This is a genomic window from Mesorhizobium sp. WSM4850, from assembly GCF_055811735.1.
In genome coordinates, this window is record NZ_JBVVPV010000059.1 from 1 (window position 1) to 10,900 (window position 10,900).

A 10,900-nucleotide genomic window follows, 5' to 3' on the forward strand; every position below is an offset into this window, starting at 1 on the left:
CGCAGCGTAGAATCACAACCGATTCCCCGCTGCAACACCTATCTTAGCGCATATGCCCTTGAGGGGCAGATGTCCGGTAGGACAGAGGGGTACTGTCCCGCCGACCTAGGTCTGTATTGCCCCTCGGACTACCGCCTTACCCGCGATTTCAGCCAGCGGTCGAAGGCCACGGCGAGGATCAGGATCAGGCCGATGACGATGCTTTGCGTGTAGGACGAGACGTTGTTGAACTGCAGCCCGTTCTGCAGCACGCCGATCAGTGCCGCACCCACCACCGTGCCGCCGACCGAGCCAATGCCGCCGAACAGCGAGGTGCCGCCGATGACCACCGCCGAGATCACCGTCAGCTCGTAGCCGATGCCGGCGACGGCTTCCGAGGAATTGAGCCTGGCCGATAGCACGAAGGCGGCAAGGCCGGCGAAGAAGCCGACGATGATGTAGACCGAGATCAGGATGCGGTCGACGCGCAGGCCGGACAGCCGCGCCGCCTCGGCATTGCCGCCGACGGCGTAGACGGCGCGGCCGTAGCGCGTGTAGCGCAGGACGATGTGGCAGAGGATCGCCGCCGCCGCGAAGATGATCGCCGGCACCGGCACCGGGCCGATCAGCCCGGTGCCGAACCAGCGCATAGAAGCGTCGAAGCCGGAGATCGGGCCGCCATTGGAGATCGTCAGCGTCAGGCCGCGAAAGACGGTGAGGCCGCCGAGCGTGACGACGAAGGGCGGCACTTTCAGCCGGGTGATGGCAAAGCCCTGGACGCCGCCGGCCAGGGCGCCGACGACGACGGCAGCCAGAAGGGCGGCGAACCAGCCATAGCCTTGTGCGCCGGACGTCGACAGCGACAGCGTGTTGGCGGTGCCGCCCTTGGCCACCACCGCCGCGACCATGCCGCAGAAAGCCAGCAGCGAGCCGACCGACAGGTCGATGCCGGCGGTGAGGATGACGAAGGTCATGCCGAGCGCGATCAGCCCGGTGATCGAGATCTGCCGCATGATGTTGAAGATGTTAATCGGGTCGATGAAGCTCGGCTTCAGCACGGTGAAGACGACGATCAGCAGCGCCAGGAACATCAGCGGGCCGAAGCTCATCAGCAGGCGCGCGACATTGATGCCGCCGCGCTGGCTCTGTTCGGTCGTGCTGGTCATTGCGTCGCTTCCTGCGTTTGATCGAGCGCCATCAGTTCCATCAGTTTTTCCTCGGTCGCCTCGATGCCTGGCATCTCGCCGGTGATGCGGCCGCGCCGCATGGTGACGATCCTGTCCGAGACCGCAAGCACTTCGGGCAATTCCGACGAGATCATCATGATCGCGATGCCGCGCCCGGCGAGTTGCACCAGGATCTGGTGCACCTCGGCCTTGGCGCCGACATCGACGCCTCGCGTCGGCTCGTCGACGATCAGCACCTTGGGGTCGCGCGCAAGCCAGCGGGCGAGGATGACCTTCTGCTGGTTGCCGCCGGACAGCCCCTCGATGGGCTGCTCGGGCGAGGCCATGCGGATCGACAGCGTTTTTCTGTAGCTCGCCAGCGCCTGGCGCTCGCGGCGCTCGGCCATGAAGCCGAGAGCGTTGGAGTAGCGGCCGAGCGCTGCGACGGAAAAGTTGGTGAGAATGCCGAGCGCGGCGAAGATCGCCTGATGCTTGCGGTCTTCCGGCACCAGGCCGATGCCGAGGGCGATGGCGTCGGCGGGTGTTTCAGGTGCGATCGTCTTGCCGTCGAGGGTGATGGTGCCGGCGGCGATGCGGTCGGCGCCGAAGATGGCGCGGGCAAGCTCGGTGCGGCCGGAGCCGACGAGGCCGGCGACGCCGAGGATCTCGCCCGCCTTGAGGTCGAGATCGATGCCTTCGAGCACGATGGCGTGCGGCGCCTGCGGATCGCGCACCGTGCGCAGGCCGCGCACGGAAAGCCTGACGTCGCCGGCGACATCGCGCAGCGTCGGCCTGGCATAAAGCTCGGACGCGGCGCGGCCGACCATTTTCTCGATGATTTTCGGCAGCTTGATCGGCCCGCCATCGCGGTCGAGATGGCCGGCCAGCCTGCCGTCGCGCAGCACCGTCATGCGGTCGCAGATCGCGGAGGCCTCTTCCAGCCGGTGGGTGACGAACATGATGGCGACGCCGTCCTTGCGCAGCCGGCCCATGATCGACATCAGTTTTTGCACTTCGGTTTCGGTCAGCGCCGAGGTCGGCTCGTCCATGATGATGAGCCGGCTCTTCAGCGACAGCGCGCGGGCGATCTCGACCAGCTGCTGCTCGGCCACCGACAGCGCAGACACCGGCGTCGCCGGGTCGAGGTCAAGGCCGACGCGGGCGATGATCGCGCGCGAGTCTACCTCCATCTTCCGCCAGCTGACCAGGCCGAAGCGCCCGAGCGGCGCGCGGCCGATAAAAATATTCTCCGCCACGGTCAGCGTCGGGATCAGGCTCAGTTCCTGGTAGATGGTGACGATGCCGAGGCGCTTGGCATCCTGCGGATTGTGCGGATTGAATTCTACGCCGTCGAAGACGATGCGGCCGCTGGACGGCGGCATCACGCCGGACAGGATCTTGAGCAGCGTCGACTTGCCGGCGCCGTTCTCGCCGAGCAGGCCGAGGATTTCGCCGGGCCGAACCTCGAGCGAGACATCGCTCAGCGCGGTGACGCCGGCAAAACGCTTGGTCACGCCCTCGACGGCCAGGAGGGGGGTATTGGGCGACGCAGTGGCTTCGGCTGGCAAAAGTTTTCCCTCGATGCAGTTGTTCACGCCGCGCTTGAACACCCCCTCTGTCCTGCCGGACATCTCCCCCTCAAGGGGGAGATCTGATGTCATGGCCGCTTTCGCTAATCTTCGGCGTTGAAGAAAGGGCGACGCGTTGAAACTGCCAATCTCCCCCTTGAGGGGGAGATGGCCGGCAGGCCAGAGGGGGTGCTTTCCCACCGGCCTCGCCAATTGGCCTACTTCGTCTCGCCCAGCCTTTCCGCCTTGTCGAGATTGTCCTTGCCGATGACGATCGGCGTCAGCAGCACAAGCTTTTCCTTCGGCTCGGTCTTGTCCCTGGCATAGGCGACGGCGATCTGCACCGCGGTGCGCGACTGCTCGCCGGGGAACTGTTCGACGGTGCCGGCCAGCTTGCCGTCGCGCACGGCGACCAGCGCTTCGGGAAGCGCATCGAAGCCGTAGATCTTGACGTCGGTAAAGTTGCGCGCCGCGCAGGCTTCGACCGCGCCAAGCGCCATGTCGTCATTGGCGCAGATGATCGCGTCGGGCTTGCCGTTGGCGGCAAGGCCGGCCTCGGTGACCGAGAGCGCCTCGGCGCGGGCGAAATTGGCGGTCTGCTCGAAGATGATCTGGTACTTGTCCTTCATCGGATCGAGGACGTTGTGCACGCCCTTGTTGCGGTCGATCGCGGGCCCAGCACCGGGCTGGCCCTGCAGATGGAAGATCTTGGCGCCGTTCGGGAAAGCCGCCACCATGGCCTGCGCTTCGGCCTCGCCGCCCTTGACGTTGTCGGCGCCGACATGGGCGAGGATGCCTTCGACCCCGTCGACGCGGCGGTCGATGGTGACGACGGGGACGCCGGCCTGGATCGCTTGCTCGATGGCCGGGGCCAGCGCGTTGACGTCGAGTGGCGAGATGACGATGGCGTTGATCTTCTGCACGAGCGCTGCCTCGATATCGGCGGTCTGCTTGGGCGCCGAGTTCTGGCCGTCGCTTTCGACAAGATTGACGCCCTGCGCCTGCGCTTCCGCCTTGATCTGGTTCAGCATGTGCACGAAGAACGGAAAGCCGAGGCTCGGCACCGAACCAAGGATGGTCAGCTTGTCCTGGGCGAAAGCCAGTTGCGGAGCGGCCAGCGCCATCGTGCCCATCGCCACGGACGACAGCAGGAATTCACGTCTGTTGATCAATTTAGTCTCCTCCCACATGAGCGCATGAACCCGAAAACCGGTTCCGGTTTTCCGAAAATTCCTGCGTCGATCCAGAAATGGAGTGTCCTTTGAGCGCCCAAGGGGACGCAACGGCGCTCCAGCCGGTCCACCGCGACGTTCTCCTCCGCTCGGCGCCGGCGGGCGGATGCTAGCCAAGGCCGGAGATTTGCGCAAGAACGGGCGGATCCGACACAGGGCCGCGTCACGCGCCCAACGCTCCGATGCTGCTCATGGTGTTGTCGGCAATTGCGCTTCATCCCATCCGGCCAACTCGAGACCGGATCGTATCCGCTCCCGATCTTCCGAGCGCATCATATGAAGGTCCGCCATGATTTCCTGCACGGTCAGCCCGGGGTTTAGGCGACGGCCCTCCCTGGTGCAGGCCCTTGCCTTGTCGATATTGCCGTCAAGCGCGTGACAAGCCGCCAGCCGCGACCATTGCCAGGCACTTTTTCGCGGAAGGCAGGAAAAAGACGCGGCCGCTTCCGGGTAGCGGCCAACGACAAGCAGGGCCTCACCCCGGTCGTAATAATACCAGGCGGGATGCATCGGATTGAGTTGAATCGCCTGGTCCAGCAGCACCAGGCCGGTCTCGCCATGACCGCGTATCACCTCGAAAAAGCCCGTCTGGGCCAAGGTGTCGGCGTCGTAGGGATTAAGATCCAACGCGCGCGCGAAATGGCGTGCTGCGGCGTCGAATTCGGCCAGGTAGAGGAGGATCAACGCCAGGATGCGGTGGCAACGTGCCTCGTCCGGGCTGAGTGCAGTGGCGTGCAAGGCCCGGTCCCGAGCCTGATCGAGCAAGGCGCGGGGCGCACCGCCATAGCCGCCTATGATCGTTTCCGCCAAGGCGAGATAGGCGTGAGCGAGCCCCGAGTCCGGATCGCGTTCGAGCGCCTTCAGCAAATGTTGGCGGGCCTGCTGGTTGACGCCCTCGCCATAGCTGCGCAACAGTGCCATGCCGCGCAAGATATGGACGTAGGCCTCGATGTTGGCGGCGGGCGCGGGGGACATGCGCCGCATCGCCGCGCTCTCTATGTTGGCGACCAGCGCGGTCGCGATCCGTTGCGCCACCATCCTTTGAAAGAGGAAGAGATCGCTGGTCCTGAACGAAAATGCCTGCGCCCAGATGCGGCGACCGGACGCTGTCTCGGACAGCACGACGTGCGTGCTGTAACCATCCTCAGCGCTCTCGACGCTGCCTTCCGCAACATAGTCGGCGCCGAGACGCTCAGCAGTCGCCCAGATGTCCTGGTCGGAATGTTCGGCAAGCGCGAAGGCCGAATGGCGCGCCAGCACCGCGATGGTCTTGAAGTAGGAAAGCGCGTTGATGATCTCCTCGACCGCGCCGTCTAAGAGCGGCTTTGCCGTCGCATCGTCAATGTTAACGCGAAACGGCAGGATGGCGACCATCGGCTCGGGCGCTCGTTCAATCTGAACCGAAGCTCTGGCCGGCGGCGGCGAAGCGGACAGGTCGTCGGCAGCCTGGAACATGTAGCCGCGCCGGGGCACGGTGCGAACCAGCGACTGCGTCTCGTCGCCTATGCATTTGCGCACATCGCGAATGCATTGCGTGAGCGAATCCTCTGTCACGATGGTGTTGGGCCAGACCGCTTGGAACAGTTCGTCCTTGCTCAGCACACGGCCGGGATTGCGCACCAGGAAGGCGAGCAGGTCGAAGGTCTTTGGCCGCACCGGCACGATCTCGCCGTCACGCCGCAATGTGCCGCGGTCGAGATCGAGAACCGAGCTGCCGACCTGGTGTGCCAAGCTCCTGCACCACCGCTGCGCCTGATTGCGCAAGGATCATCGGAGCCGCATAAGCCGGTAAAGGTCAAGCCCGAAAGAAGCGGGAAAGGCGCTGCCATAGGCGCGGCATCGTTTCTGCAGGAATCGTTTCGGCAGGGATCATGGCTGTCTCACTCGGCATCAGCCGGTCGAGATAGTGCAGCATCTGAGCCGTTTCGCCGCCACAGAATTCAACGTTGCCCGTCGACAGAATCCGGTGCACGGCTTCCCGTGCCAGAACCGACGGGGGGAATGGTCCTTCAGCCTTCGCATGCATGTTCGATCTCCACGGTTGGTGCCGGCAAGGGCGTGCCGGATTGCAATGATCCGAGGTAGGCGGCGACCTTGCCCTGCAGCCGCCATAGCGTGGCGTCGCGGATGTTGCGGGCTTCAAGCTGAACGACGGTGCGGCGCAGATAGTCGGCGCAACTTCCGATGTGGCCGGCGGCGAGCGACAGGATTTCCACCGTGGTCTGCTCGGGCAGGTCTACTGCATAGGCGGGGCCACTCCGGTCGGCGACGAAGGCGATGGCCCGCAAATTCCCACCCGCGCCTCGAACCGAAACCCAGCGCGGAATGTTGGTCGGCGGGTTGGCGCTCATCTCCCGGCGCAGCAGCCGGTCGATTGCCGCGTCGATATCAAGGTCGGGGAGACGATAGACGACACCGCGGCAGCTGCCGCCGCGGTCGAGCGCAAGCATCAGCCCGGGCCGCTCGCGCGTGCCGCGCCAGCGGGTCAGCCACAGCGAAAATCGCCGATGCCAGCCATGCACGGTTGCCGGTCGCTCCTCGACGAATTCGAAGCAAGGGTTCCACAGCAGGGAGCCGTAGGCGAAAACCCAGACGTCACGCGGGCGTCCCGCAAGCAGTTGCTTGCGAATGCCGACATAGTCGCGATCCTCCAGATTGCGCAGTCCAGGCGCCGGGCCGGCGTCCTCGATCTTGCGATCGATCCTGGCGAGGAGGTCTTCTGTCAGGGCGATTGTCATGGTCGCTCATCGGGTTTGTCTCCCGGGAGCATCGCCGCGACAAGGCATCCGCGTCCTGAACGGATGCTGATATTGTGCTGAAATCGAATGGAGCCGCAGCGGCTGGTCCCACAATCTCTCAGTCTGCCACCGCCGGCTTGCTGATTTTGTCGGTTGTCAGCGACAGCAAGGTGATTGATCCAAATATGACCGCAGCACCGGCTGCTCCGGTCGGCGACAGCCGCTCGCCCAGAAATATGGCGGCGCCAACCGCTCCGAACACGCTCTCTGCGCTGACGATCACCGCGGCATGGCTGGCCGACGTGAAGCGTTGAGCGATCGTCTGCATGCCGAAGGCGGCCCCGGTCGAGAAGATGCCGAGCACGGCGAGTTCCGGGGCGGCATCGCTGATGGCGGCCAGCGACAGATTACCCAGAAGGGCGCCGAGCGGCAGCGTGATCACGGCGGCGCCGAGAAATTGCGCGGCAGCCGCCGCGACCGGCGCGCCGTGGGTCTGCATGTGGCGGCCAAGCTCCACCATCCACAGCGCGTAGCACGCGGCCGAAAATATCGCAGCAAGATCGCCCTGGCTGAAGCTGGTGATCAAGCCTCCGGACAGCAGCAGGACACCGGCCAATGTCATGGCAGCCGCAAGCCCGCCGACAGCAGTCGGGCGCTCGCCAATCAGCAACCAGGCCGCAAGCGGTGTCATCACCATTGCGGTGCTCACCAGGAAACTCGCATTGGTAACCGAGGTGTCGAGATAGGAGACCTGCTGGATGATGATGGATATCGAGAACAGAGCGCTGACTTTGGCGAGGCTCATCCGGTAGCCTGGCCCGGATTTCGTTCCCCATTCGAGCCCCGTCAGCGGCGCGGCCATGAGTCCCGCGATCAGGCAGCGCATGCCCACGGCGCTGAGCGGATCGAGATGATCCAGCACAGTCTTCTGCGCAACATTGCCGAAGCCCCAAAAGGCAGCGGCAAGCAGAAGCAGACAGTTGGCCTGCACCTTCGACATATCGATGTCTCGGCAAAGCTTGCGCCGCAAAGGGCGGATCGCTGGTTGCTAGCGGGCGGCGAGCTTGTCCCACCGCTTGCAATACAGGCGCACGCCGACGGGCATGATCTCATAGCCGGCGTCATTCAACTGGAGCTTCATCTCCTCGAAATGCCGCTTTGAGCCGCTGACGATCGATTCAGGCGTGTAGTCCCAGCCGTTGCGGGCAGCATTGGCCAGGATGTCGGCATAGAGGCGCATGCTCGTGATTTTCACATCCGATTCCAGCACCTGCCTGCATCCTCTTGCGAACGACGGCGACTGGGCGGCGGAAAAACTCAAGATCGTGCATGCCAGCAATATCGAAACAGGACGCATGGAAACCTCCCCCTGATTGCCGCTTTTTGCGGCAAACGACCTTGCAATTTGTGCGCCCGCGGCGGGATCGGGCAGATGCAGTATTCGGCCTCCTGCATTTGTAGTATTCTGTCCTGGGACGGGTTCCACCATGACGGTCAATGACGCTTCGAAAGCGCAGACGCTCGATGCCTTGTCGGGTCGCGAGCGCGCGGTCGCGGAAAAATTCGCAACCGGCATGACCTATCGCGAAATCGGCGATGCACTTTTCATTGCCCCGACCACCGTTCGCACCCACCTTGCGGCCATCTACGAAAAACTTGGCGTGCGCACCAAGATCGGGCTCGCGGCGTATTTTTCCGGCGCTTCCGGCGCTCGGCCCGGCGGGCAGTCACCTCCGTCGGACGCTCCGCCGGTGCTCGCCATATTTCCGATCGAATGCCTGAATTCCGACGAGCGCTGGCGCCGCTTTGCCGACGGCCTGTCGTCAGATATCACCATCAACCTGGCGCGATACGCTGGCTTGCCTGTCATCGCCTTCCACACGATGAAATCGCTGGGCAGCAAGCCGGCCGATTTCGCGGCGGACGGCAAGGCGCTCGGCGCCACCTATTTCGTGTCGGGCCAGTTGCGTGCGGACGACCAGAGGATTCGCTTGACGATAGAGCTTGCCGATGCCCGTAGCGGCGTCGACCTGTGGAGGGAGCGCTACGATCGCCCGGCCGATGACATTTTCGCGCTGCAGGACAGCCTGGCCGAAAGCATCATCAACGTGTTCGCCGGCAGTTACGGAACGCTGGCCACGGTCGGCCGCAATGCGGCTCGCCGCAAGCCACCGGCCAACTTGCGGGCTTATGATTTTTATCTGCTTGCCCTCGAACAGCACACCACGTTCAGCCGCGCCGGCAATGCCGAGGCGATCCGCCTGTTTTTGCGCGCGCTGGAGCTTGATCCTGCCTTCGCCAACTGCTGGGCCGAACTCGCCTACGCCTATTCGATCGAGGCCTGCAACGGCTTTGGCGACGACCTGCTGGCGTCGATCGAGAACGGGCGGATCACGGCCGAAAACGCCTTGCGCCTCGACCCGACGGACAGCTGCGCCCACGCATGCCTTGGCAATGTCAGGGCATGCCTTGGCGATCTCGAAGGAGCGGAGCGCGCGCACCGGCGGGCTCTCGAATACGGCTCCAACCACGCCGGCATACTGCTGCTGCTGGCCGGCAGCACAGCGCTTGTCGCCGGCGACCCAGCCGAGGCGATCCCGCTCATCGACCGTGCCATGCGCCTCAATCCATTGGCCCCGCCCTGGTATTTCGGCATGCAAGGCCGCATCCTGTTTGCCGCCGGCAGGCATCGGGAAGCTGTCGCGGCGCTCCGCAGGAGTTCGCCGGAGTCGCCGGACGTGCTGATGTTCCTGGCGCTTTCGCATGCGGCCATGGGCGAGACCGACGATGCGGCGCGCGCCGCGGCCCGCTTGAGAGCCGAATTTCCAGGCTTTTCGGTCGAACGCTTCATCGCAGGTTATCCGGTGACCAACCCGGACGCCTTGCTTGCCATCCGCCACGCTGCCGAGCTGGCAAAGCTGCCGTAGGCAAGTTGATGCATGCAGGGGTCGGTGCCGGCTCGCCCGATCGATGCCGGCCGATCAGGCGGGTGTTGCCGCCCTGCACAAGCACCAAATGGGCACGGCACCATGCCGTGGGCCTCGCCGAAATGATATCCGCCTCAGCCCACTTTCGCCTTCTTCAGCACATCGTTGACCTTGGCCTGCCAGCCCTTGCCGGTTGCTTTGAACTTCTCGATCACCGCCGGTTCAAGCCGGATGGAAATCTGCTGCAACGGGACGGCGACAGGTGGGCGCCCCCGGCCGCGCTTGATGCTCTCGGCCAGATCGGGAAACGCTTCGGCAAAAGGTTTGCCCTTGGCGATCTGCTCGTCGGTCAATTCCGGGCTGTCGGCATCGTCCCAGTCTTCCTTGGTGTAACCCCGACCGGGAACGAACTCTTTCATGCGGTTCTTGCGGGTCATGTCAAAAAAGCTCCTTTCCCTGCTGCTGGCCGGACGATAATAGGATAGTCAACCATTATTCGTGATACAAAAAACAAATGTCGTGATGCAAGCCCCTTTCCTTCAGCGGTTGTTCACATGCGAAGGACAACCCAAAAGGCAAACATGGCACGGTGCTAGGCTCGTTTCGGCATGACGCGGCGATCGTCCAGGCCGTTCGGGCCTACTGAAAAATTGACACGACAGCCGGTCTCGGCCATCCTTATGCCAGCCGCCTTCTCCTGCGGCGGCGTGTGTATGAGCAGTCCATGGCCAGTTCCGTCACCAGCCAGAATTCCAAGCGTGCCGCGGTGCGCAAGGCGCTCGACCGCCACAAGGTCTATATCACCGCACAAAGCTTTTCAGCCGGTGCCTACAAGGCGCGTGTGCTCGTCGACGGCGAGGCCTATTGGGTCGACGAATTCCGGCTGAGCCAGCTCCAGCAGGGTCTGTCCCCGGCCGAGCTCGAATTGACGCCGGCCACCGACGATTGAGCTGCGTGACATCCATCCCTTCGTCATCCCTGGGCGGAGCAGGAGAGAAGCGACGTCGCGGAGACCTTGGGATCCATGCCGTGACAGCGGAGCGCCGCTGCGATGGAATTTTGATGCTGGCGGGACAGCGCCCCCTCTGTCCTGCCGGACATCTCCCCCACGAGGGGAGATTGGATGTCACGAATGCTTTCGCCAATCTCCAACGTCGAAGAAGAGGCGCCAAGGCAGAAGCTGCCAATCTCCCCCCTCGTGGGGGAGATGTCCGGCAGGACAGAGGGGGCGCGAAGGAATGAGACGCTGGTTGCTGACTGCCGCGCGCTTCGGTCTTTGACATGCCAGCT

The 10,900-nt window shown here is 64.0% G+C and carries 11 protein-coding genes; 2 read left to right on the forward strand and 9 right to left on the reverse strand.

Annotation, left to right across the window (positions count from 1 at the left end; genetic code table 11):
- Window positions 1-128 precede the first annotated feature (128 nt).
- From AC0L2Z_RS31740 to AC0L2Z_RS31775, 8 genes are all read right to left on the reverse strand, one after another.
- The gene (locus tag AC0L2Z_RS31740) at window positions 129-1,145 is read right to left on the reverse strand and encodes an ABC transporter permease (RefSeq protein WP_023799033.1); all 1,017 of its coding nucleotides are present in this window, start codon (window positions 1,143-1,145) and stop codon (window positions 129-131) included.
- Window positions 1,142-2,713 carry a sugar ABC transporter ATP-binding protein gene (locus AC0L2Z_RS31745; RefSeq protein ID WP_023799032.1) on the reverse strand — a complete coding sequence of 524 codons (1,572 nt, stop codon included), beginning with the start codon at window positions 2,711-2,713 and terminating at the stop codon, window positions 1,142-1,144. The genes AC0L2Z_RS31740 and AC0L2Z_RS31745 overlap by 4 nt, the downstream gene beginning before the upstream one ends.
- A 218-nt stretch (window positions 2,714-2,931) precedes the next feature.
- Window positions 2,932-3,882, reverse strand: coding sequence for a substrate-binding domain-containing protein (locus AC0L2Z_RS31750; RefSeq protein ID WP_473524604.1), 951 nt, complete (start codon window positions 3,880-3,882; stop codon window positions 2,932-2,934).
- Window positions 3,883-4,134: 252 nt separating this feature from the next.
- Window positions 4,135-5,676 (reverse strand): winged helix-turn-helix domain-containing protein, encoded by a 1,542-nt coding sequence (locus tag AC0L2Z_RS31755; RefSeq protein ID WP_473630222.1) that lies wholly within the window; start codon window positions 5,674-5,676, stop codon window positions 4,135-4,137.
- Between the two features lie 64 nt (window positions 5,677-5,740).
- Complete coding sequence (locus AC0L2Z_RS31760; protein WP_287222810.1) at window positions 5,741-5,971, reverse strand: hypothetical protein; 231 nt, start codon at window positions 5,969-5,971, stop codon at window positions 5,741-5,743.
- On the reverse strand, window positions 5,955-6,683 hold the full coding sequence (locus AC0L2Z_RS31765) for a gamma-glutamylcyclotransferase (RefSeq protein WP_473630223.1): 729 nt from the start codon (window positions 6,681-6,683) through the stop codon (window positions 5,955-5,957). The genes AC0L2Z_RS31760 and AC0L2Z_RS31765 overlap by 17 nt, the downstream gene beginning before the upstream one ends.
- A gap of 118 nt (window positions 6,684-6,801) precedes the next feature.
- Window positions 6,802-7,683 carry a DMT family transporter gene (locus AC0L2Z_RS31770; protein ID WP_473630224.1) on the reverse strand — a complete coding sequence of 294 codons (882 nt, stop codon included), beginning with the start codon at window positions 7,681-7,683 and terminating at the stop codon, window positions 6,802-6,804.
- Between the two features lie 48 nt (window positions 7,684-7,731).
- Complete coding sequence (locus AC0L2Z_RS31775) at window positions 7,732-8,181, reverse strand: hypothetical protein (RefSeq protein WP_473630225.1); 450 nt, start codon at window positions 8,179-8,181, stop codon at window positions 7,732-7,734.
- On the opposite strand from AC0L2Z_RS31775, the gene AC0L2Z_RS31780 reads away from it, so the two are divergent.
- Complete coding sequence (locus AC0L2Z_RS31780; RefSeq protein ID WP_473630226.1) at window positions 8,171-9,610, forward strand: LuxR C-terminal-related transcriptional regulator; 1,440 nt, start codon at window positions 8,171-8,173, stop codon at window positions 9,608-9,610. The genes AC0L2Z_RS31775 and AC0L2Z_RS31780 overlap by 11 nt on opposite strands.
- Before the next feature lie 134 nt (window positions 9,611-9,744).
- Here AC0L2Z_RS31780 and AC0L2Z_RS31785 read toward each other — a convergent pair whose 3' ends face one another.
- A complete protein-coding gene (locus tag AC0L2Z_RS31785) occupies window positions 9,745-10,047 on the reverse strand; it encodes a BrnA antitoxin family protein (protein ID WP_473630227.1) in 303 nt (100 codons plus the stop codon).
- Between the two features lie 287 nt (window positions 10,048-10,334).
- Between AC0L2Z_RS31785 and AC0L2Z_RS31790 the strand changes: the two genes are divergently transcribed.
- Window positions 10,335-10,559, forward strand: a complete 225-nt coding sequence (locus tag AC0L2Z_RS31790) for a hypothetical protein (protein ID WP_029351283.1) — start codon at window positions 10,335-10,337, stop codon at window positions 10,557-10,559.
- Window positions 10,560-10,900 lie beyond the last annotated feature (341 nt).